Genomic DNA, 21,898 nt, shown 5'->3' with positions numbered 1-21,898 from the left:
GTCCACGGGGGTTAGCTCAGTCGGTTAGAGCAGAGGACTCATAATCCTTGGGTCGCGGGTTCAAGTCCCGCACCCCCGACCATCGCCGGGCTCACTGTGCCAGCAGCGACCGCAACGTCTGTGCGGCCTGTTCCCAGGTGGGCAGGTGCTCACGACGCCGGCCGGCGCGCGCCCGCAGCTCGGCGCGTCTCTGCGGACTGCTCAGCCAGTCGCGCAGCGCTGCGGTCCAGTCCTGCGGCCGCTGCGGATCCAGCGCGACGCCGGCCTCTCCGGCAGCCTCGCCTGCTCCGGTCCCGGCCGGGATGAAGGAGGGGACACCCGCCGCACAGGCCTCGGCCACCACCATCCCGTAGGTCTCTGCCGCAGAGGGCAGCAGCACCAGGTCGGTCTCTCGCCAGAGCTGCTCCACCTCTGCCGGGCTGAGGACGCCCAGAGTGCGCACCCGTCCGGGGAGGCGGTGCTGCAGCTGGTGGATCACCTCCTGCCCGTACGCGCTGCCGCTGTGCGGTCCGGCCAGGGTCAGCTGCCAGGGCATATCCAGCAGCGGTTCCAGGGCCGGGGCCAGCAGGGAGTGGTTCTTCACCGGGAGGAAGGCCGAGACGCAGGCCAGCTGCGGCACCGTGTTCGGCTCAGCCGGCAGGGACCGTGGGTCAGCGCGCTCAGCGTACTCAGGCTGCTCAGGTGGTGCGGCCGGCTGGGCCGGCGCTGCAGCAGCGGTGCCCGGCTGGGCGACGGTGATGTCTTCGCGCCCATAGAGGCGCCGCAGCTGATCAGCTGACCAGCGGCTCACCGTCATCACGTGATCGGCCGCCTCGACGGCCAGGCGCTCGCGGCGCAGGATCTCCGGAACCGCGCCGGTCGGCGAGGTCCCTCCGGTGGGCAGCTCGCGGGCCACGGCGGCTGAGAGATGGACCAGAAGGACGCGCGCCGGTGAGGGGACGCTGTCTCCCGCCGCAGCGGAGGTGAACAGTTCGGGGCAGGCCGAGCCGATCAGTCCGTCGATGACCACAGCGTCGGCGTCGTGCCCTGCTGCAGCGGCGGTGACCTGCGCGGCCAGCGCCGGGCCGTCGGCCGCCAGCGGGGCGGTCCAATCACCGGGCAGGCGGAGCACAGGATTCTGCACACTGGAGGCCCCCAGTGCGCTGCGCAGCTGCTCGTTGTAGCGCAGGCCGCCGCTGACGGTGCCCAGATCGGGCTCCACCCACAGCAGCGTGGTCACACCAGCTCCACGCGGACACCGGCGCGGGCGCGGGGGTGCTCCTCGGCCTCGACCTCTACGGCACGGAGCCCGTGGCCCTCGGGAAGTCGGGCGGCCAGGGACTCGGCGATGTGTTCGACGATCGTCTCGGTGGTGCTGAAGGTTCCCTCGAACTCGGGGCGCTCGTCCAGGTTGGCGTAGCGCAGGGGCGTCAGCGTCTCATCGAGCAGACCGGTGGCCCTGCCGATGTCCAGGACCACGCCGTGGTCGTCCAGGCCGACCCGTTCGAAGGTCGCGTGGATGCTCAGCGTGGCCCCGTGCAGGCCCTGGGCAGGGCCGAAGAACGGGCTCTGGAGGCTGTGCGCGATCATGATGTGGTCGTCCACGGTCAGGCGCAAGATGTGTGTGCTCACGGGATGCCTTTCAGCAGATGGTGGGTGGTGTTGGGGGTCAGTGCTCGATCACGTGGCAGATGGTCTGGCGGGTCCGGTCTCCGCCGCCGGCCAGGTCGTCCATGAGGTGTGGCAGGTCCTCCAGCGGGGAGCGCCCGGTGATCAGAGCGTCGAAGCGCGAGTCCAGCATCTCCAGGGCGGTGCGCAGCCGGTCGCGGCGGCTGCGGCGGTGCCTGCGCAGCAGGGGGACCTCGCCCACCTGGGTGGAGAGGATCCGCAGCCGGCGGGCGTGGAAGTCGGCGCCCAGCGGGATGTGCTGCTCGGAGGTGCCGTACCAGGACTGCTCCACCACAGCGCCGTCGTCACCGGTGAGGCTCAGTGCGGTGGCCAGGCCGGCGGCGCTCGCGGAGCTGTGCAGGACCACATCGTTATCCGCCAGAGCGTCTTCGGGGGAGACGGCGTGGAGCCCGAGCGCGGTGGCCGCGGCGCGGCGCTGCGGGCAGATCTCGACCAGCTGGAGGCGCTGCAGCGGCACCCGATCGGCCAGCAGAGCAGTGCTCAGCCCGATCATTCCGGCCCCGACGACGGCCACGCGGTCACCGACGGTCACCGGCCCCTCCCAGAGACCGTTGAGCCCGACTTCGGCGGCGCCGGCCAGCAGGGCGCGTTCGGGAGGGCACCCTTCGGGGAGCGGGTGGCAGTCCTCAGCCGGTGCGATGATGTGCTCGCGGTGGCCGCCCAGGGTGAAGACCTGGCGGCCACGCAGCTCCTCGGGGCCCTCCAGCACAGTGCCGACGTTGAGGTAGCCGTGGGAGACGGGGAAGGGCAGCTCGCCCAGCTGCAGCGGGGCAGTCATCAGATGGGCGATGCTCGGCGGGACCTGACCGCGGTGGACCAGCGTCTCGGTGCCTCGGGAGATCCCGGAGACCATGGTCTCCACCAGGACCTCGCCGGGGCCGGGAGCAGGGCGCGGGGCCTCCCGCAGTGCACCCTGGCCGGGGGCCTCGGTCCAATACTGTCTCGACCATCCGTCACGTGCTGAACCCATAGGGCTCATGGTGCCTGAAAGAATGAGAGCTGTGCGACTCTTCTTCGACTGCAGGTACACCCGGACCCGTGTCCATGACGGTATCTCTCGCTATACGGCCAGTCTGGTGGAGGCGGTGGCCGCGGCCGGGGAGCAGGACGGCGTCGAGGTGACCATGCTCATCAGCGATCCCGAGCAGCTGAACCTGCTGCCGGAGCTTCCTCATCTGCGGATCAGCTCGCCCACCTCGGCCCGAGAGCCGCTGGTGGCCCGGCAGATCAACCCGCATCGGCCCGACGTCGTGTTCTCGCCCATGCAGACGATGGGAAGCCTGGGGCGGCGCTACCGCCTGGTGCTGACGCTGCATGACCTGATCTATTACCAGCACCGGACTCCGCCACGGAATCTTCCGGCCCCGGTGCGGGCGGGGTGGCGGCTCTACCACTTCAGCTATCTGCCGCAGCGGCTGGTGCTCAACCAGGCCGACGCGGTGGCCACCGTCTCCGGGACCACCCGAGACCTGATGGCCCAGCACCGGCTGACCCGCAGGCCGGTGGAGATCATCTCCAACGCGGCTCAGCCGGTGGAGCAGCCCAGGGATCCCGCCGACGCGCCGGACCGAGAACTGGTCTATATGGGCTCGTTCATGGAGTACAAGAACGTCGAAGGGCTGATCCGTGGGGTCAATGAGCTGCCCGGATACACGCTTCATCTGTGCAGCCCCATCACGCCCGGGCGCCGGGCTGAGCTGAGTGCGCTGGCCCACCGGCCGGCCCAGCTGGTCTTCCACGACGGCATCGCCGAGGAGGACTACCGGCGCCTGCTGCGCCGAGCCGCGGCCCTGGTGACGCTCTCACGGGCGGAAGGCTTCGGGCTGCCGGTGGTGGAGGCGATGTCCTACGGGACTCCTGTGGTGCTCAGCGATCTGCCGATCTTCGGCGAGATCGCAGGTTTCGCGGCGGCTCGTCCGGGAACCTCTGCGGGGCGCGCTGCGCAGCTGGTGGGGGCCGATGACCCTGAAGCCTTCGCGCGGGCGGTGCGCTCGCTGGAGGATCGCCAGGTCTTCGACGTGTCCTCCCAGGCGGCGCGCACTCGAGCATTGGACTTCAGTTGGCAAGACTCGGCCCAGCGGCTGCTGGACCTGAGTCGGAGGCTGGCGGCAGGACGTCGGTGACAGCTCATGAAGGGAAGTAGACCCTGAGTTTGTCCAGTGGACACGGCATCGTCGTCTGGTGGTCATGAAGAGGTTCTTGAGGGTTGAACTGCGCTCGGTGGAGTAGCGGGTGGCGAGCACATCGCCATCAGCTGCACACGACGTTCCGAAAGGGGCCGCATGAGCATCATCCGCCGATTCAGGAAGCATGGGTACGCAACAGTGGCGGGAGCGGCGTTCATCGCCGCACTGTCTCAGCCGGCACAGGCTGCCTCCCAGGCGGATATGACACCGTCTGCAGGGACTGCCTCCTACGAGTTCAATGAGCCCGGCGAGGCTGCCGCAGTGGTGGGGCACCGGGGCAACTCCGGGATCGCTCCGGAGAACACGATGCCTGCCATCGTCTCCTCAGTGGCCAGCGGGGCCGACTACTTCGAGATCGACATCAACTACACCGCCGACGGCGAGATCGTCGCCCTCCATGATGAGACGGTGGACCGGACCACGGACGGCACCGGCGCCCTCCGTGACCTCGACTACGACTATGTCAGCGGACTCGACGCCGGCTCCTGGTTCCACCCCTCCTATGCGGGCACTCAGGTCCCGCACTTCCGGGATGTCCTGGACTATGTCTCCCACAGCGGGGCTCAGATGCTGCTCGAGTACAAGGATGACTGGGGGTCGGAGCAGGTCGCTGCCAGTGCTGAGCTGATCGAGGAGTACGGGGTGGAGGATCAGATCATCGTCCAGAGCTTCGATCTGAGCACAGTGGAGAACCTGCAGCACCAGATGCCTGAGGTTCCGCGCATGGTGCTGGGCAACATCACCCCGGATGCCATCCAGACCGCGCATGCGCTCGGGGCCATCGGCTACAACCCGGCGGCGGCCGATGTGTTGGAGAACCCCGAGTGGGTCGAGGAAGCCAATGATGCTGGTCTGGCCGCCTTCGCCTGGACGGTCAATGACGAGGAGGAGTGGGAAGCTCTGACTGAGAGTGGGGTGGAGGCGATCATCACCGACTACCCCGACGACCTCATCTGGTGGAACGCCAACCAGATCCGCCCGCCGCACCCGCAGGGCTGATCGGGGCCCCACCGGATCACATACGTTGTGTGGGCACTTCGCGGTGTTCTGGGCGCTCTGACGCCGCGGATGACGCGTCGCAGTGCCCACGCAATGCGGTTGCGGAAGCGCCTCACGGCTGACTGGGCTCTCGGCGTCACGGGGTCAGCGCCTCGGTCAGGAATGTCTCCACGACCGAAGCTTCGCCGGTGACGGTGACTGAATCCTGATCGGCACGGCCCCAGAGCATCAGGGCCAGGGCGGTATGCAGATCCCACAGGTGGATCAGTGTCTCGTGGGCCTGACGTCGGTGCCAGAATCTGGCGGGGCCTCTGCCGATCCGCGTGGTGCATTCCTGATGCGGGGAGACCTCGCGCAGGGTGCTGAGCAGCAGGTCCGCTCGGGCGGCGTAGCGCTCGGCCATGGTGGTGAGTCCAGCCTCGTCGGACTCGGGGAGTTGGTCGGTGCATGTGCTGGCTGCCCAGATGTGGACGCTGCCCAGATGGTCGGCCAGCTCAGCGACGGTCCACGACCCGCATGAGGGGACGGGAGCGGAAGGGTCGGCATCCGCAAGCTCGGTGGTGAAGCGACTCTGGAGCGAAGCCAGCGCGGACAGGTGGTCCATCTGCTCCATGGGTGGAGCCTACAGTCATGACGGGGACCAGCCTGAGTGCAGGGCCGATTGATCCCCAGGTCACCGGCCCTCGTTCAGCGGCAGCAGGATCGAGGGCTCCAGATCCCCGAGGAGCAGCAGCGGATTGATGTACTCGCCGTGGTGCCTCACGCCCCAGTGCACGCAGGGCTCTTCGCAGTGGGAGCTGCCCTCCTCATAGCTGTCCAGCTCAGCGATCACCTCACCGGCGCTGACCGCCTCTCCGTCCTCCAGCTCTGAGGCGATCGGTTCGAAGGAGCTGACGTAGCCGGCTCCGTGATCGATGGAGAGCACCTCGCGGTCCACCACGGTGCCGGTGAAGCTCACCGTCCCGCTCGCCGGCGCCCGGATCGAAGCGCCTGCGGACCCAGCGCCCAGGTCGACTCCGCGGTGGCCGGCCGCCCACGGTGCCGGGGGAGCGGAGAAGGGGCGCAGCACCTCAGGGGTGCCGGTCTGCGTCGGCAGCTCCCAGTCCCCATCGGTGGTCGGGCTCGACGGCGGCGGCGAGGCCCAGGAGGCGGCGGAGCCGGTGAGCGCGAAGAGGGTGCAGAGCAGGCCCACCAGCAGGGTGGCGCGGCGTGGGCTCGGCAGGCAGAGCGGTGGTCGCAGATCTTCAGTCTCAGGTCCCATGGGTCCAGTCTCAGTGCGCACAGAGGCAGGATTGAGAAGTGCCTCACGTTCTGTGGAGGGCCGCGCGCGTCGGCGTCGCTGGTGCCCTATTCTGTGGAGGAATCTTCAGGTGCCGTGAGCACGGAGGAGCCCTCCGACGAAGCCGCGAGATGACCCATCTTCGGGTACACTGAATCCAGCAGTTGAAGCTGACGCTCGTTCGTCCTGCCCGAGAGACTCCACCAAGGAATCTGTTGGGATCCAGTTCGCGGGGCCGAGGTGTTCGACTGACTACGCGCAGAGGCTGCTCGAGGCGTCGCAGGACGCTGAAGGCCGGTCCCATCGGTCCGCACTCCCACCATCCACCTTCCACGTGGGCGGAGCTGTGCGGCGGGACCGGGAGGAGATCCCTCCTCTGCCAGGAGTCCGGGAGATCCGGGCCATTGATGAACAACCGATACATGACGCCGACGCTGCATGGGCTGATCACCTGTGTTCGAAGCTCGGCACCGAAAGGAAAGACAATGCCAGTCGTCACTATGCGCCAGCTGCTCGACAGCGGTGTGCACTTCGGTCACCAGACCCGTCGCTGGAACCCGAAGATGAAGCGCTACATCTTCACCGAGCGCAACGGCATCTACATCATCGACCTTCAGCAGTCGCTGTCCTACATCGACCGCGCCTACGACTTCGTCAAGCAGACTGTTGCCCACGGTGGCTCCATCCTGTTCGTCGGCACCAAGAAGCAGGCGCAGGAGGCCATCGCTGAGCAGGCCACCCGCGTCGGTCAGCCCTACGTCAACCACCGTTGGCTCGGCGGCATGCTGACCAACTTCGCCACGGTCTCCAAGCGCGTCCAGCGCATGAAGGAGCTCGAGGAGATCGACTTCGACGACGTCGCAGGCTCCGGCCACACCAAGAAGGAGCTGCTGCTGCTCCGCCGCGAGCTGGACAAGCTGCAGGCCAACCTGGGCGGCATCCGGAACCTGACCAAGACTCCTTCGGCGATCTGGGTCGTCGACACCAAGAAGGAGCACCTGGCAGTCGACGAGGCCAAGAAGCTGGGCATCCCGGTCATCGCCATCCTCGACACCAACTGCGACCCGGACGAGGTCGCCTACCCGATCCCGGGCAACGACGACGCCATCCGCTCCGTCGACCTGCTGACCCGCGTGGTCGCCGACGCTGTGGCCGACGGGCTCATCGCTCGCGAGGAGAAGCGCGGCGGCGGTTCCGGTCAGGCTGCTGAGCCCATGGCCGAGTGGGAGCGCGAGCTGCTCGAGCAGCACGCCACCGAGCAGGCCACCGCCACTGAGGAGCCCGCTGAGGCCTCCGCAGAGTCCACCGACGCTCCGGCTGAAGAAGCCAAGTAAGCGACTCAATCCCAGGAAAGGAAGCTCGTTTCTATGGCGAACTACACCGCCGCTGACATCAAGGCCCTGCGCGAGCGCACCGGCGCCGGCATGATGGACGTCAAGAAGGCTCTGGACGAGGCCGACGGCGATTTCGAGAAGGCCATCGAGGCCATCCGCATCAAGGGCCTCAAGGGCGCTGCGAAGCGTGAGGGCCGTTCGGCCGCTGAGGGCCTCGTGCTCGCCAAGGTCGTCGACGGCACCAAGGGCTACCTGCTCGAGGTCAACGCAGAGACCGACTTCGTCGCCAAGTCCGACAAGTTCGTCGGCCTGGCGGAGAAGGTCCTCGAAGTGGCTGTCTCCAACGACCTCGACTCCGTCGAGGCTCTGCTCGAGGCAGACATCGAGGGCAAGACGGTCAGCGACTACGTGACGGAGGAGGGCGGTGCTGTGCTCGGCGAGAAGATCGTCGTGCGCCGCCTGGCCAAGGTCGAGGGCGCCTTCGTGGATGCCTACCTGCACAAGACCTCCAAGGATCTGCCGGCTCAGGTCGGCGTCCTGTTCGCCGTCGACGGTGACTCCGAGGAGGCGAAGACCGCAGCGCACGACGTCGCAGTCCACGCTGCCGCGATCGCTCCGTCCTTCCTCTCCCGCGACGAGGTCCCCGAGGAGACTGTGGCCAACGAGCGCCGCATCGCCGAGGAGACCGCCCGCGCAGAGAACAAGCCGGAGCAGGCGATCTCCAAGATCGTCGAAGGTCGCACCAACGCGTACTTCAAGGAGCACGTGCTGGTCGACCAGCCCTTCGCCAAGGACCCCAAGCAGTCCGTGGCGCAGGTGCTCGAGGCTGCCGGCGTCTCCGCCCAGGCCTTCGCACGCTTCCGCGTCGGTTCCTGATCCAGGGACCACCTGCGGCCGAGGGACGTTAGACTGAGTCCCGACGCCTGAACGACGACAGAGGGGGTGGCCACTTTACGAAGTGGTCACCCCCTTTTCGTATGCCACCACTGATGTCTCGAGGAGTTCCGCCCATGTCTGTCGAACCTGCCCCCCGTCGCCGTCGAGTCCTGCTGAAGCTCTCCGGAGAGGTCTTCGGAGGCGGTCACGTCGGCGTCGATCCTGCCACTGTGCGTGGAATCGCTGAACAGATCGCCGCGGTCCGTGGAGAGGTCGAGGTCAGCGTCGTCGTCGGCGGAGGAAACTTCTTCCGCGGCGCCGAACTGTCCCGCGCGGGCATGGACCGGGCGCGCGCCGACTACATCGGCATGCTCGGCACAGTGATGAACGCGCTGGCTCTACAGGACTTCCTCGAACAGTCCGGCCAGCCCACCCGCGTGCAGAGCGCGATCACCATGGGGCAGGTCTCCGAGTCCTACATCCCGCTGCGCGCAGTGCGCCACATGGAGAAGGACCGGGTGGTCATCTTCGGCGCCGGGGCAGGCATGCCCTACTTCTCCACCGACACCGTCTGCGCCCAGCGCGCCCTCGAGACCGGTGCTGACATGGTCCTGATGGCCAAGTCCGGAGTCGACGGCGTCTACACCGCAGATCCCAAGACGGACCCGACGGCGGAGAAGCTGGACCACCTCACCTACACCGAGGCGCTACGCAAGGACATCCGCGTGATGGACCAGACCGCCATGACCATGTGCAACGACAACAGCCTCTCCATGCGGGTCTTCGGCATGGAGGGAGATGGAAACATCACCCGCGCCCTGCTCGGCGAGGAGATCGGCACCCTGGTCACTCCCTGAGGTGGCCCGCACAGGCGCAGGCGCCTGCACGGGTCCCTGACCTCAGGGGCCCTGCTGAGGTGGCCCGCACAGGCGCAGGCGCCTGCACGGGTCCCTGACCTCAGGGGCCCTGCTGAGGTGGCCCGCACAGGCGCAGGCGCCTGCACGGGTCCCTGACCTCAGGGGCCCTGCTGAGGTGGCCCGCACAGGCGCAGGCGCCTGCACGGGTCCCTGACCTCAGGGGCCCTGCTGAGGTGGCCCGCACAGGCGCAGGCGCCTGCACGGGTCCCTGACCTCAGGGGCCCTGCTGAGGTGGCCCGCACAGGCTCTGCTGAGATGGCCGGACCACCCCGGGCGCACCTGAAGTACGGACTGGCGTGCGGCCAGTAGACTGTGTTCTGACATTTCGAAGCTCCCAAGGAGATCCACGTGATTGACGAGACCCTGTCCGAGGCAAAAGACCTGATGGAGCGTGCCGTCGAGGCCACCTCCGAAGACTTCGGAACGGTGCGCACCGGCCGTGCGAACCCCTCCCTGTACTCCAAGGTTCTGGTGGACTACTACGGTTCCGCGACCCCGCTGCAGCAGCTGGCCTCCTTCAACACCCCGGACGCTCGGACCATCCTGATCACCCCCTACGACGTCTCGGCCATGCGGGAGATCGAGAAGGCCCTCTCCGACTCCGAGATCGGCGCCAACCCCTCCAACGACGGCAAGCAGATCCGCATCACCATGCCGGACCTGACCGAGGAGCGCCGCAAGGAGTACGTGAAGCTGGTCAAGAGCAAGGGTGAGGACCACAAGGTCTCCATCCGCAACATCCGCCGCAAGGCTAAGGAGACCATCGAGAAGGCCGTCAAGGACGGCGAGGTCGGTGAGGACGAGGGCAAACGCGGCACCGATGAGCTCGAGCAGATGACCAAGACCTACGTCGAGACGATCGACGAGATGACCAAGCGCAAGGAAGCCGAGCTCCTCGAGGTCTGATCCGTGGCAGAGAGCGGCTCCCAGACGGAGCATACTCAGCCCAGTGCTGAGAAGAAGGTGCGCACTCCCAAAGCCGGCCGTGACCTCCCCGCAGCGATCCTGACCGGACTGGCTCTGCTGGTGCCGGCCGTGGTCGGACTGATCTTCTTCGATCTGCTGCTGATCCTGGTGGCCATCGTGCTGCTGGGCATGGGGGTCTGGGAGGTGGCCCGTGCGCTGGAGAGCCACGAGGCCGCCCGGACCAGGCGCCCGGGGGAGCGGCGGCTGCGGCTGCCCAAGGTTCCGCTGTTCCTCGGCGCCGCGGCTATGCCTCTCGCCGCCTACTTCGGGGGAGTGGAGTCGCTGACTCTGGCCCTGATGGTCACCTGCGTGGCCATCGTGGTCTTCGCCGCGGTCTACCGGGTCTCCGACCCGGGGCCCTCCATCATGGCCTCGATCTTCGTGGCCTGCTGGGTGCCCTTCCTGATCTCCTTCGCGGTGCTGCTGCTGGAGGCCGGCCCGGAGGCGGGCCTCTTCGGCATCGCAGAGGGCAACTGGCGTCTGGTGGTCGTGGTGCTGCTGGTGGTCTCCAACGACACCTTCGGCTACATCGCCGGCGTGCTCTTCGGCAAGCACCCGATGGCGCCCACAGTCAGTCCGAAGAAGTCCTGGGAGGGCTTCGCCGGGTCCATGGCCGGAGCGGTCGGCGTCGGGATGCTGGCCTCCTGGCTCATCTTCGAGGAGTCGCTGATCATCGGGGCGGCCCTCGGTGTGGCCGTGGTGATCGCCGCGACCGCCGGTGACTTCTCCGAGTCGATGGTCAAGCGCGAGCTGGGGCTGAAGGACATGTCCCACGTGCTGCCCGGACATGGTGGGGCGATGGACCGTCTGGACTCCCTGGTCTTCGCGATGCCGGCGGCCTATTTTGTCATCGTGGCGTTGACCCCAGAATCCGGGGGAGTTCCTTTAGGGTTGTAGATATGGCTAACGACACCGCACTGTTCTCGCTGCTCCCCGCTCAGGAGCAGGGTTACCACCGGGACGAAGTCGACGAGTTCATGGGTCGCGCCCGCGCGGCCTACGACTCCGGCGACGGTATGGCCCTGGCCGAGATCCGTGATGCGAGCTTCTCCATGAGCTCCGGCGGCTACGATCCCGCAGAGGTGGACGCAGCCTTGGACCGGCTCGAAGACGCCTTCGCCGGCGCCGAGCGCGATCGCTACATCGAACAGCACGGCGAGGACGCCTGGTACGAGCTGCTGGCTGAGCGGGCAGAACCTCTGCGCGGGCGCCTGGAGCGTGCGGACGGCAAACGGTTCCGCGAGCCCGCCCACTCCTCCGCACTGGGTTACCGCAAGGAGCAGGTCGACGAGCTGTGCAGGCAGCTGGAGCAGTACTTGGACGGGGAGAACCCGATGAGCGTGGACGAGATCCGCACCATCACCTTCTCCGGGGCCCACGGCTCCAGCGGCTACGACGAGGCCCAGGTGGATGCGTTCCTGGACAAGATGACCGAGATCATGGCCTCGGTCGGCTGAGAGACCTCACGACGAAAGGGCCCGCCTCTCCTGATGGAGGGGCGGGCCCTTCGTCGTGCTCAGCCGCGTGCCGTGCTCGGCCGAGCTGAGTTCATCTGCGCGGGATCAGCTCGATGGAGCGAACAGCTGCACGGCGTTGCTGAAGGTGTAGATCAGGCCGAAGAGCATCGGCAGGGCCACGATCGTCCAGGCCGCTGGGATCGGCACCGTGGGGTTGCGGGCCGGTTCCACCGCGTAGGAGGCGGACTGCTCGAGGGCCTCGGCTCCGGCGTCGTGGTCGAGGAGCTCTGCCGAGTCCTTGGACTCCTCATGCCACTTGGGATCCACCGGGCGCACCAGCAGGTTGGTGAGGAAGCCCAGGAGCAGCAGCACGCTCATGATGAACAGGGCCGGCCGGTAGTCCGCTGCGGTGAGGTCCACACCGGGGGAGCCCTCGGCGGAGTCCAGGGTGATGTTCACGATGGCAGGGCCGGCGATGCCGGCGGCGGACCACGCGGTCAGCAGGCGGCCGTGGATGGCGCCAACCTGCAGCGTGCCGAAGAGATCCCGGAGGTAGGCCGGGATGGTGGCGAAGCCGCCTCCGTAGAAGGACAGAATGATGCCGGCCAGGACGATGAACGCCGCCATGTTGGTGTCGCCGAAGAGCGCCAGCGACAGGTACAGCGCTGCGCCGAGTCCCAGGTACATCATGTAGATCGGTTTGCGTCCGATCTTGTCCGAGGTGGAGGCCCAGACGAAGCGGCCCAGCGTGTTGGTCAGCGACAGGTAGCCCACGAACCCGGCGGCGGCCACTGCAGCGATCTCCGGGCTGGCGAAGGTCTCGCCGCTGCCGTCGCGGAAGAAGTCCTGGACGAAGTTCGCCGCCTGGGGCAGCAGGCCCACCGCAGCAGTCACGTTGACGAACAGCACCACCCACAGCAGCCAGAACTGCGGGGTCCGCAGTGCATTGTTGGCGGTGACGTTGCCGGCAGAGACCATCTTGGCCGTCTTCTTCTTCGAAGGGTCGTAGCCCTCGGGCTGCCAGTCTTCGGCAGGCACACGGATGATCCATGCGGCGAAGAGCATCATCGGCGCGTAGATCACGGCCAGAGTCAGGAACAGATAGCCCACGGAGGTGCCCTGGCCGGCGCCCATCCGCTCGAAGACTCCCAGCATCATGGTGGAGAAGGGGGCTGCGATCATGGCGCCCACACCGAAGCCCATGATGGCCATGCCGGTGCCCAGGCCCGGGCGGTCCGGGAACCACTTCATCAGCGTGGAGACCGGGGCGATGTATCCGATGCCCAGGCCGATGCCGCCGAGGACGCCGTAGCCCAGGCCCACCAGCCAGAGCTGTTGGGTGAAGATGCCCATCGAGCCCACCAGGAAGCCGGTCACCCAGCACGTGGTGGAGGCCAGCATGGCCATCCGGGGACCGCGGAAGTCCACCCATTTGCCGAACATCGCGGCGGAGAGGCCCATCAGCACGATGGACAGGGAGAAGGCGAAGAAGGCCACTGCGGTCTGTGCCGGGTGGTCACCGCCGAAGATCGGTCCGAGGACCTGGCCGAAGATCCCCACCAGCGGGTCATCGGCGAAGTGGGTGGCCAGCCGGGACTGATAGACGGAGGTCCCGTAGACCTGGCCGATGCACATGTGCAGGGCCAGCGCCGCCGGCGGGATCAGCCAGCGGTTGAATCCGGGGCGCGCGGTGATCTGGTGGTAGGAGGGGGCGCGCGTCTCAGCAGCCGTCGCCGGGGCTTTCGGCCGCCGGTTCTCGACCGCTGGAGTGGTTGTCGAACCAGTCATCAGCTGCCTCTCTTCGTGGTGTCGTGGGTGCAGGACGTGACGCCACGTCATTGTGACTCGCACCACAATCGCACGGGTTCTGTGCTTCTCGCCCCGCACATACGACGAGCGGCAGAGTCGGTGCGCCCAGCGGCGGGGCTCTGCGGTGAGCCGGCCGTCGGGGCGGCTGAGCACGCGTCCCTGCGCAGAGTCCCTACACTTGGTCTGGTGGAACAGGTGAGCGCGACGACGGTGATCTTGGTGGCGATCGTCGCTGTGCTGACGGCGCTGGTCCTGCGCGTGGCCGCCCGGGGCCGCGGCAGCTCCGCCGAGGCTCCGGTCCCAGCCCCCACGGAGCGGCAGAGCCCCGACGACGACGTCGACTACCGCGAGCTGGCCGAGCTCACCCGTCAGCAGCTGGTGGAGGCCGAACTGAGGACTCTGCGAGCCCAGATCTCGCCACATTTCATCTACAACAGCCTCAACGCCATCGCCGCCACCATCCCCGCCGATCCGGTCCGTGCCCGGGAGCTGGTCATCGACTTCGCCGACTTCACCCGTTACAGCCTCCGGGCCGAAGGCGACTTCTCCACCCTGGAGGAGGAGCTGAGCGCCGTCGAGCGCTATGTGCTCCTGGAGAAGGCTCGGTTCGAGGACCGGGTGCAGGTGAACCTGGAGATCGCCCCCGAGGTGCTGAGCCTGCGCATCCCGTTCCTCTCCATCCAGCCGCTGGTGGAGAACGCCTTGCGTCACGGAGCCGATTCGGCATCGGGCCAGGCCCGGGTTCGACTGATCGCCCAGGAGGCGGGCACCCATGCGGTGATCAGTGTGGAGGACGAGGGCCCCGGTGCTGAGCCCGGCCATCTGGAACGCGTGTTGGCCGGTGCGGAGGGCAGTTCCCATATCGGGCTGCGCAACGTGGACCTGCGCCTGCGTCAGGCCTACGGCGGAGACAACGGGCTGCGCATCGACACAGCCCCCGGGGCCGGTATGAGAGTGTCCATGCGGGTGCCGAAATTCCAGCAGGAGAGGAGCTGAACGCGTGCAGAACCGCCCGATGGAGGTGCTGGTGGTCGATGACGAGCCGCCCGCGGTCGCCCAGATACAATGGCTGCTCAGCGGCGACTCTCAGGTCGGCCGCGTCCACACCGCCGGCAACGCCGCCCAGGCCAAGCATGTGCTGGAGACTGAGCCTATCGACGTGATCCTGCTGGACATCCATATGCCCGGTCAGAGCGGCATGGACCTGGCCCGGCAGCTGCAGGCCAGAGCGGGTGAGGGGGCCGCGACTGAGCGGCCGGAGGGGGAACCCGGCCCGCAGAAGCAGGGCCCGCAGACGCAGGTCCCGCAGACGCAGGGGCCGCAGGCCCCAGACCCGCAGATCATCTTCATCACCGCCGACGCCGCACCGGCGGTGGACGCCTTCGAGCTGCAGGCTCGGGACTATCTGCTCAAGCCGGTGCGCCAGAGCCGTCTCTCTGAGGCGCTGCGCCGGGCAGGACAGAGCCTCAGCGCAGCGGAGCCCGAGCAGCCGGAGGGCGCGCAGCGAGTCTCGGTGCTGCAGGGAGACACCACTGTGCTGGTGGAGATCGCCTCCATCCGCTGGGTCCAGGCCCAGGGTGACTACGCGCGGCTGTACACGGCCGAGAGCTCCTATCTGCTGCGCATCCCGCTGGCCGAGCTGGAGGAGCAGTGGGAGGCTCAAGGCTTCGTCCGGGTCCACCGCTCCCACGTGGTCAACCTCCACCATGTGCGCCGGATCGTGAACCGGCAGGGCCGCATGACCATCCAGCTGCCGGAGACCGAGCTGCCGGTCAGCCGGCGGCTGATGCCACATGTGCGTGAACGCCTGGACGCCCATCGGGTCCGCGCCGGCCGGGCCGCGAAGTGAGCAGGCCCGCCTGATGAGCCCAGAACGCGTCCGGGTCCGTGGACCCCGGACCCCTCCCACCGCTGAGGAGGCGCTGCTGGATCCCCGTCAGGGCTATGTGCGTCGGGGCGGACATGCCCCTGCGCAGGACCGCGAGGCGGCGGTGATGCACCTGATCTCGCGGAAGCTGCGGCTGGCGCTTCGGATCGGCGTCGGCATCTTCATCCTGCTGGTGCTGGTCTATCTGGGACTGGCGATGAGCACCGAGGGCGGGCCGCTGGCCTGGCTGGTGCCGGGTCTGGTGATCTATCCGCTGATCATCGGCGCCGGTTGGTTCTACCTGCGGCGCATCCTGGCCTATGACCAGTCCTACCGCGAGGCCCGGGATGACTGAGACCGGCACACTCTCCGCCACGGCGGTGCTCGCGGCCGTGGTCCTGGTCAGCGCGGTCACCGTGCTGGTCAGCACCTACGGGGTCCGGCTCTCGCGCAGCACCGGGGACTTCTATGTGGCCTCCCGGAGGGTCTCCCCGCGGATGAACGCCTCCGCGGTGGCGGGGGAGTACATCTCTGCAGCCAGCTTCCTCGGTGTGGCCGGGCTGATCCTGGTCGAGGGCACCTACGGCCTCTGGTTCCCGGTGGGCTATACGGCCGGGTTCCTGACCATGCTGCTGTTCGTCGCCGGGCCGCTGCGACGTTCGGGAGCCTACACAGTGCCGGACTTCGTGACGCTGCGCTTCGCCTCGCCCAGGCTGCGGATGCTCACCGTCATGCTGGTGGTGCTCACCGGCTGGCTCTACATCGTCCCGCAGCTGCACGGTGCCTCCCTCGCGCTCAGCGCCACGGCGGGGCTGCCCGAATGGGCCGGCCCCGCGGCGGTGGTCCTGGTGGTCCTGGCCACGGTCATGCCGGGCGGGATGCGCTCGGTGACCATCGCCCAAGCGGTCCAGTACTGGATCAAGCTCAGCGCGCTGCTGATCCCGCTGGTCTTCATCCTGCTGCGTCTGGGCGTCCTCGGCGGGGCAGAAGGTCCGGTGCCGGACTTCTCAGCGGTCTGGGCCGACAGCACACCGGGCTCGGAGGACTTCTACCGGACCGTCTCACTGATCCTGGCCCTGATGCTGGGGACCATCGGCCTGCCCCACATCCTGGTGCGCTTCTACACCAACCCCGACGGCGACGCCGCCCGCCGCACCACATTCCTGCTGCTGGGCCTGCTGGCGGCCTTCTATGTGCTGCCGGTGTCCCTGGGGGTGATCGCCCGGGCGGTGTTCACCGAGCAGGACGCTGCGACCTCTCCGGACACTGCGGTGCTGCGACTTCCTGCGGAGTTCTTCGACGGAGCGGCCGGGGACCTGCTGACCGCTGTGGTGGCGGCAGGGGCCTTCGCGGCGTTCCTCTCCACGGCCTCCGGGCTGGTGGTCTCGGTCTCCGGGGTGCTCTCTCAGGAGTTCTTCGGCGGGACTGTGCGCGGATTCCGGATCGCTGCGGTGCTGGCCGTGGCGCTGCCGCTGGCCATCGCCACGGCGACCAGCCATGTGGCCCTGGCCGGTGCGGTGGCCATGGTGTTCACCTTCAGCGCCTCGGCCATGGCACCGCTGCTGCTGTTGGGCATCTGGTGGTCCGGGATCACCGCTCAGGGAGCGTTCGCCGGCATGATCACCGGAGCCGCGGCCTCGCTGTGTTCGCTGGCTGCGGGGCTGAGCGTGGGGGAGGAGGCGGCGGGCGCCGTCGTCGTGCTCTACCCAGCCCTGTGGTGCGTGCCCCTGGCCTTCGCCGCGGCGATGCTGGTCAGCCGCTTCGGCTCAGGACGTCCGCCGGCCGACACCGCCGCGGTGCTGGCCCGGCTGCACCTGCCGGAGCGGTCCTAGGGCACGGGCGCTCCCTCATGACATTTCTCCGATGACAGAAGAACGCCGAGAGCTCTCATCCCCGCCGCGGGATATATCTCGCGGCAGTGCGGAAAGCTCTCGGCGTCCGGTGTCTGTGCGGAGCTGAGGAGTCAGCCCAGCTGCAGGATCTTCTCGTTGACCACTGCGGCGCGAGCGTTGGAGAACACCGACTCCTCGCCGACCTCCTCGAAGCCGCGGGACTCCAGGATCTTCAGCGACCCGTGGTTGTCCTCCACCACACGAGCCTGCACCGGGCGGGTGGTGAACTCCTGGAGGAACTGGTCGAAGGCCTGAGTGGTCACGCCCTGTCCCCAGAAGTGCTTATCGGTCCAGAACATGATCTCAGCCGGGTCCTGGTCAGTGGCGTGGAAGGCTGCGATCGAGCCGGCCGGGACACCGTCGACGTCGATGGTGCGCACCAGGGACTTCTCGTTGTTGAGCAGTCCGCTCCAGTGGAGGTCGAAGATGCTGCGGTCCTTGGGGTTGGTCGGCGCGAACCCAGCCATGTGGGCGGCGTCGGCGTCCTGCTGGAACCGGAAGAACTGGTCCAGATCCGCGGTCTCTACTTCCCTGAGCGTGATCGTCATGAGGACCAGGGTACCCGTTTGGTGGATAATGGGTCGCATGCCTGAAGACACCCGAGAAGTGGCCATCCTGGGCTCCACCGGCTCCATCGGCACACAGGCCCTGGACGTCATCTCCCGCAACACCGGGCGCTTCGACGTGGTGGCCCTCGCCGCCGGCGCCAACACCCGACTGCTGGCTCAACAGGTGGCCGCCACCGGGGCCCGGATCGCAGGCATCGCCTCCGACGGCGGAACCGCCGAGAACCCTGATCAGCCACCCCTGGCGCAGGCACTCGCCGAGGCCGGAGTCCACCATGAGGTGGAGATCCTCACCGGCCCGACGGCGGCCGAGCAGATCGCAGCCGAGGCCCCCGGGGCTGCCGCACCTGCCGCTGACGGCGTGGTCCTCAACGGCATGACCGGGTCCATCGGTCTGCGCCCGACGCTGGCCGCACTGGGCACCGGTGCCACGCTGGCCTTGGCCAATAAGGAGTCCCTGGTGGTCGGGGGAGCGTTGGTCCAGGCCGCCCAGACCCGGCCAGGGCAGATCGTGCCGGTGGACTCGGAGCACTCGGCGCTGGCCCAAGCGCTGACTTCGGGACGCCACGAGAAGGGGATGTGTGCCGTCGGCCGTGACGGTGCGCTCAGCGGGGACAGCGAGGTCCGCCGACTGATCGTCACCGCTTCCGGTGGGCCGTTCCGGGACTGGCCGGTGGAATCGCTGAGTGCGGTCACCCCGGCTGAGGCGCTGAAGCACCCGAACTTCGACATGGGCCGAGTGGTCACCACCAATTCGGCCACGCTGGTCAACAAGGCGCTGGAGGTCATCGAGGCCCACCTGCTCTTCGACATCCCCCTGGACGACATCGAGACGGTCATCCACCCGCAGCAGATCATCCACTCCCTGGTGGAGTTCCAGGACGGCTCCACGCTGGCCCAGGCCGGCCCGCCGCGGATGCTGGTGCCCATCGCCCTGGGGCTCTCATGGCCGGAGCGGCTGGCGCAGGTGGACGAGCCCATCGACTGGACCCAGATCATGCAGTGGGACTTCGAGCCGCTGGACCACGAGCGCTTCCCGGCCGTGCGGCTGGCCAAGCAGGCCTGCGCGGCATCGGCCACGCATATGTCGGTCTACAACGCGGCCAACGAGCAGGCAGTGGACGCCTTCCATGAGGGCAAGCTGGGCTTCGGCCAGATCGTGGAGACGGTGGAGCAGGTGCTGGCCGACCATGAGGGCCACCGGGCCGAGCAGCTGTCTCTGGAGGATGTCATCGGCGCGGAGATCTGGGCGCGCCGCCGGGCGGACCAGCTGATCGGTGCCGGTGTGTACGGTGCTGGTGCTGGTGTTGAGGCATCGCGTGGACGAAGTGCTTCTGAGGTGGGCCGATGACGGCTCTGCTCATGACGGTGGGCATCCTGATCGTCGTCATCGGGATCATGCTCTCCATCGCCCTGCACGAGGTGGGGCATCTGCTGCCCGCCAAGCTGTTCAAGGTGCGGGTCACCCAATACATGGTGGGCTTCGGGTCGACCATCTGGTCCAGGCGACGCGGCGAGACCGAGTACGGGATCAAAGCCATTCCGCTGGGCGGCTATGTGGCGATGACCGGCATGTACCCGCCGCCGGATGAGGATAAGAACAACCCGGAGATCATCGAGGACGACGCCGGCCCGGAGGACGCCTACCTGCGCGAGCTCAACAGCCAGTACGGCGAGCCGCCGGCGGCCGCGGCTGGGTCTGCCGGCGAGGACGGTGCCCCCAGGGCTGGGGACGAGTCCACCGACACCACTCTGGTGCGCTCGCAGGCCACCGGACTGTTCCAGCAGATGTCGGCCGAGGCCCGTGAGGTCGCTGCTGAGGAGCTGCAGCCCGGTGACGAGGACCGGATGTTCTATCGGCTGCCGATCTGGAAGCGGATCATCATCATGCTGGGCGGGCCGCTGATGAACGGCCTGATCGCCCTGGTGATCACCGCCGGCACCATCAGCCTGCACGGGACGGAGGAGCCGACCACCCAGGTCAATGAGGTCTTCGAATGTGTGGTCTCCGCGGAGGACTCCGACGCCGGCCAGGACGAGTGCACTGCGTCCGATCCTGCCGGCCCCGCCTACCAGGCCGGCCTGCGGCCCGGCGATGAGATCGTGGCCTTCGGCGGTCAGGAGGTCCAGGAGTGGGAGGAGCTGACCGGCCTGATCCAGCAGTCTGCGGATCAGAGCACCCAGCTGGAGTATCTCCGCGACGGCGAACGCCACACCACCACGCTGACTCCGCTGCTGGTGGACCGGCCGGTGACAGATGGTCTGGGCCGCGCTGAGCGCGACGGCGACGGAAACCTGATCACCGAGCCGGTGGGCTTCATCGGTATGGGTGCTGGAAGCGAGCTGCAGCGCCAGCCGGTGACCGAGGCCGGCCCGATCGTGTGGGAGCAGACCAAAGCCGTGGGCGAAGTGGTGGTCCAGCTGCCCTGGAGGCTCTACGACGTCGCCGAATCCACCTTCACCTCTGCGGAGCGGGACCCGGAGGGGCCCATGTCAGTGGTCGGCGTCGGGCGGATGGCCGGCGAGCTCTCCGCCCAGGAGCAGATCCCGCTGGAGTCTCGGTTCGCCACGCTGATGTCCCTGGTGGCCGGAGTGAACATCGCACTGATGGTCTTCAACCTGATCCCGCTGCTGCCGTTGGACGGCGGCCATGTGGCCGGGGCCCTCTACGAGGGTCTGCGGCGGCGGTTGGCCAAGCTCTTGGGCCGCCCGGACCCGGGGCCCTTCGACATCTCCAAGCTGCTGCCGCTGACCTACTTGGTCGCCGTGCTGCTGCTGGGGATGGGCGCGCTGCTGATATTGGCGGACATCATCAACCCGATACGGCTGTTCGAATGAGCTGACGACTCCGGACCCTTCACGCCACAGCTGGTCTGTGGTTGACATCACATTGTATTCGAGCTTACGGTTCTTTATGTGCAGGTTGAATGCGAACCGCATACAAAATCTAAGCTCGCATCGCGGAGGGTATTTTCTGTGGATATTGAGATCAGCGGTCTGACTCTCAAGTACGACGACTTCGTGGCGGTCGACGACATCTCTCTCGACGTGCCCGATGGAGAGTCACTGGTGCTCCTGGGTGAGTCCGGCTGCGGCAAGACCAGTACCATGCGCTGCATCGCCGGGCTGGAGACCCCCTATGATGGGCACCTGCGCATCGGGGATGACGTCGTCTTCGACTCAGTGGGGCGCAAGAACGTAGCTCCCAACCGCCGCAATGTAGGAATGGTCTTCCAGTCGTATGCAATCTGGCCCGACCGTTCCGTTCGTGCCAATGTGGCATTCGGTCTGAAGGCGAAGAAGGCTTCCAAGGAGCAGGTGCAGAGCAAGGCAGACCAAGCCTTGGACATGATCGGGCTGAAGCACCTCGCAGACCGCGGGGCCTCTGCCCTCTCCGGCGGCCAGATGCAGCGCGTAGCACTGGCACGCTCCATCGCTATGGAGCCTGCTGTGCTGCTCCTCGACGAACCGCTTTCCAACCTGGATGCACAGCTGCGTGTGCGCCTGAGGAACGAGCTGCGCCGTATCCAGCGGGAAGCCGGGCTGACGTCGGTCTATGTCACCCACGATCAGAGCGAGGCTATGGCGCTGGCAGACAAGATCGCCATCATGAAGCGTGGAACCATCGTTCAGCTGGGGACGCCGCAGGAGATCTATGACGAGCCGGCCACCTCGTACATCGCGCGTTTCCTGGGTATGGGCAATGTCTTGGAGATCAGCCGCGGTACAGAAGGTACCCTCGGTCTGGGAGGCGTCCCCGTAACCGCCGGGACGGCCCCCACCTCGTGGGAGAACGGGCGGGCGCTGTGCATACGTCCTGAGCAGGTGCGTCTAGCGGCCCCGAGTCAGGCCCACAGCTCTCAGGGAGCAGTACTCACAGGAGAGGTCACCGTCTCGATCTTCCAGGGAAGCGACATCTCTTATGAGGTCGACTGCGGAGGACTGACGATCCAGGCCGTGGTCAAACGTGCACCCTACGGGGGAGAGTCGGTCGAGGCATCCGTCGGTGACAAGGTCGACGTCGTTCTCTCCGCGGAGGAAGCGATCACCGTTCCCATGGATGAAGAGTCGAAGTAGGCCGC

The 21,898-nt window shown here is 67.5% G+C and carries 21 protein-coding genes, 1 tRNA gene and 1 pseudogene; 16 read left to right on the top strand and 7 right to left on the bottom strand.

Annotated features, from left to right (window positions below):
• Window positions 1-5 precede the first annotated feature (5 nt).
• Window positions 6-82 (top strand) — tRNA-Ile (locus JOF45_RS08105).
• A 9-nt stretch (window positions 83-91) separates the two neighbouring features.
• On the opposite strand, the gene JOF45_RS08100 is transcribed toward JOF45_RS08105, so the two are convergent.
• Genes JOF45_RS08100 through JOF45_RS08090 form a run of 3 tightly spaced genes read right to left on the bottom strand, consistent with a single transcriptional unit; the run spans window position 92 to window position 2,638 of the window.
• Window positions 92-1,219, bottom strand: a complete 1,128-nt coding sequence (locus tag JOF45_RS08100) for a glycosyltransferase family 4 protein (RefSeq protein ID WP_210048978.1) — start codon at window positions 1,217-1,219, stop codon at window positions 92-94.
• Window positions 1,216-1,611, bottom strand: coding sequence for a 6-pyruvoyl trahydropterin synthase family protein (locus JOF45_RS08095; protein ID WP_342591440.1), 396 nt, complete (start codon window positions 1,609-1,611; stop codon window positions 1,216-1,218). The genes JOF45_RS08100 and JOF45_RS08095 overlap by 4 nt, the downstream gene beginning before the upstream one ends.
• A gap of 37 nt (window positions 1,612-1,648) precedes the next feature.
• Window positions 1,649-2,638, bottom strand: coding sequence for a zinc-dependent alcohol dehydrogenase (locus JOF45_RS08090; RefSeq protein WP_210048977.1), 990 nt, complete (start codon window positions 2,636-2,638; stop codon window positions 1,649-1,651).
• A gap of 31 nt (window positions 2,639-2,669) precedes the next feature.
• Here JOF45_RS08090 and JOF45_RS08085 point away from each other — a divergent pair, with 31 nt between their 5' ends.
• Both JOF45_RS08085 and JOF45_RS08080 read left to right on the top strand, forming a co-directional pair.
• Window positions 2,670-3,791 (top strand): glycosyltransferase, encoded by a 1,122-nt coding sequence (locus JOF45_RS08085; protein ID WP_342591439.1) that lies wholly within the window; start codon window positions 2,670-2,672, stop codon window positions 3,789-3,791.
• Window positions 3,792-3,950: 159 nt separating this feature from the next.
• On the top strand, window positions 3,951-4,853 hold the full coding sequence (locus JOF45_RS08080; RefSeq protein WP_210048975.1) for a glycerophosphodiester phosphodiesterase: 903 nt from the start codon (window positions 3,951-3,953) through the stop codon (window positions 4,851-4,853).
• A 136-nt stretch (window positions 4,854-4,989) separates the two neighbouring features.
• Here the strand turns inward: JOF45_RS08080 and JOF45_RS08075 are convergent, their stop codons facing one another.
• Window positions 4,990-5,466: a maleylpyruvate isomerase N-terminal domain-containing protein gene (locus JOF45_RS08075; protein ID WP_210048974.1), complete on the bottom strand. Its 477-nt coding sequence runs from the start codon at window positions 5,464-5,466 to the stop codon at window positions 4,990-4,992.
• Window positions 5,467-5,526: 60 nt separating this feature from the next.
• Window positions 5,527-6,114 carry a M23 family metallopeptidase gene (locus JOF45_RS08070; protein WP_210048973.1) on the bottom strand — a complete coding sequence of 196 codons (588 nt, stop codon included), beginning with the start codon at window positions 6,112-6,114 and terminating at the stop codon, window positions 5,527-5,529.
• Between the two features lie 503 nt (window positions 6,115-6,617).
• On the opposite strand from JOF45_RS08070, the gene rpsB reads away from it, so the two are divergent.
• From rpsB to JOF45_RS08040, 6 genes are all read left to right on the top strand, one after another.
• Entirely contained in the window at window positions 6,618-7,466 is an 849-nt protein-coding gene (gene rpsB / locus JOF45_RS08065; protein WP_210048971.1) for a 30S ribosomal protein S2, read from the top strand.
• 33 nt (window positions 7,467-7,499) lie between these two features.
• The gene (tsf, locus tag JOF45_RS08060) at window positions 7,500-8,342 is read left to right on the top strand and encodes a translation elongation factor Ts (protein ID WP_210048969.1); all 843 of its coding nucleotides are present in this window, start codon (window positions 7,500-7,502) and stop codon (window positions 8,340-8,342) included.
• A 134-nt stretch (window positions 8,343-8,476) separates the two neighbouring features.
• On the top strand, window positions 8,477-9,199 hold the full coding sequence (pyrH, locus tag JOF45_RS08055; RefSeq protein ID WP_210048967.1) for a UMP kinase: 723 nt from the start codon (window positions 8,477-8,479) through the stop codon (window positions 9,197-9,199).
• A gap of 408 nt (window positions 9,200-9,607) precedes the next feature.
• Entirely contained in the window at window positions 9,608-10,165 is a 558-nt protein-coding gene (gene frr / locus JOF45_RS08050; protein WP_210048966.1) for a ribosome recycling factor, read from the top strand.
• Between the two features lie 3 nt (window positions 10,166-10,168).
• Complete coding sequence (locus JOF45_RS08045; protein WP_210048965.1) at window positions 10,169-11,122, top strand: phosphatidate cytidylyltransferase; 954 nt, start codon at window positions 10,169-10,171, stop codon at window positions 11,120-11,122.
• Between the two features lie 2 nt (window positions 11,123-11,124).
• Window positions 11,125-11,682, top strand: a complete 558-nt coding sequence (locus tag JOF45_RS08040) for a DivIVA domain-containing protein (RefSeq protein WP_210048964.1) — start codon at window positions 11,125-11,127, stop codon at window positions 11,680-11,682.
• A 105-nt stretch (window positions 11,683-11,787) separates the two neighbouring features.
• Here JOF45_RS08040 and JOF45_RS08035 read toward each other — a convergent pair whose 3' ends face one another.
• Complete coding sequence (locus tag JOF45_RS08035) at window positions 11,788-13,470, bottom strand: OFA family MFS transporter (protein ID WP_210048963.1); 1,683 nt, start codon at window positions 13,468-13,470, stop codon at window positions 11,788-11,790.
• Between the two features lie 369 nt (window positions 13,471-13,839).
• Between JOF45_RS08035 and JOF45_RS13310 the strand changes: the two are divergent.
• From JOF45_RS13310 to JOF45_RS08015, 4 genes and pseudogenes are all read left to right on the top strand, one after another.
• Window positions 13,840-14,487, top strand: a pseudogene (locus JOF45_RS13310) (sensor histidine kinase); the annotation flags it as partial.
• Window positions 14,488-14,491: 4 nt separating this feature from the next.
• A complete protein-coding gene (locus tag JOF45_RS08025) occupies window positions 14,492-15,340 on the top strand; it encodes a LytR/AlgR family response regulator transcription factor (protein WP_210048962.1) in 849 nt (282 codons plus the stop codon).
• Between the two features lie 13 nt (window positions 15,341-15,353).
• A complete protein-coding gene (locus JOF45_RS08020; RefSeq protein ID WP_210048960.1) occupies window positions 15,354-15,713 on the top strand; it encodes a hypothetical protein in 360 nt (119 codons plus the stop codon).
• Window positions 15,706-17,190 carry a sodium/solute symporter gene (locus tag JOF45_RS08015; RefSeq protein ID WP_210048958.1) on the top strand — a complete coding sequence of 495 codons (1,485 nt, stop codon included), beginning with the start codon at window positions 15,706-15,708 and terminating at the stop codon, window positions 17,188-17,190. Before JOF45_RS08020 ends, JOF45_RS08015 begins: the two co-directional genes overlap by 8 nt.
• Before the next feature lie 131 nt (window positions 17,191-17,321).
• On the opposite strand, the gene JOF45_RS08010 is transcribed toward JOF45_RS08015, so the two are convergent.
• The gene (locus JOF45_RS08010) at window positions 17,322-17,798 is read right to left on the bottom strand and encodes a GNAT family N-acetyltransferase (protein WP_210048957.1); all 477 of its coding nucleotides are present in this window, start codon (window positions 17,796-17,798) and stop codon (window positions 17,322-17,324) included.
• Window positions 17,799-17,835: 37 nt separating this feature from the next.
• On the opposite strand from JOF45_RS08010, the gene dxr reads away from it, so the two are divergent.
• From dxr to JOF45_RS07995, 3 genes are all read left to right on the top strand, one after another.
• Complete coding sequence (dxr, locus tag JOF45_RS08005) at window positions 17,836-19,167, top strand: 1-deoxy-D-xylulose-5-phosphate reductoisomerase (RefSeq protein ID WP_210048956.1); 1,332 nt, start codon at window positions 17,836-17,838, stop codon at window positions 19,165-19,167.
• Entirely contained in the window at window positions 19,164-20,654 is a 1,491-nt protein-coding gene (locus tag JOF45_RS08000; RefSeq protein ID WP_210048955.1) for a M50 family metallopeptidase, read from the top strand. The genes dxr and JOF45_RS08000 overlap by 4 nt, the downstream gene beginning before the upstream one ends.
• Window positions 20,655-20,792: 138 nt before the next feature.
• Complete coding sequence (locus JOF45_RS07995; protein ID WP_210048954.1) at window positions 20,793-21,893, top strand: ABC transporter ATP-binding protein; 1,101 nt, start codon at window positions 20,793-20,795, stop codon at window positions 21,891-21,893.
• Window positions 21,894-21,898: the final 5 nt, after the last annotated feature.

It is taken from the genome of Nesterenkonia lacusekhoensis, from assembly GCF_017876395.1.
GTDB classification, from domain to species: domain Bacteria; phylum Actinomycetota; class Actinomycetes; order Actinomycetales; family Micrococcaceae; genus Nesterenkonia; species Nesterenkonia lacusekhoensis.
Note: the sequence above shows the minus strand (reverse complement) of the source record. Positions and strands in the feature narration are given on the sequence as shown.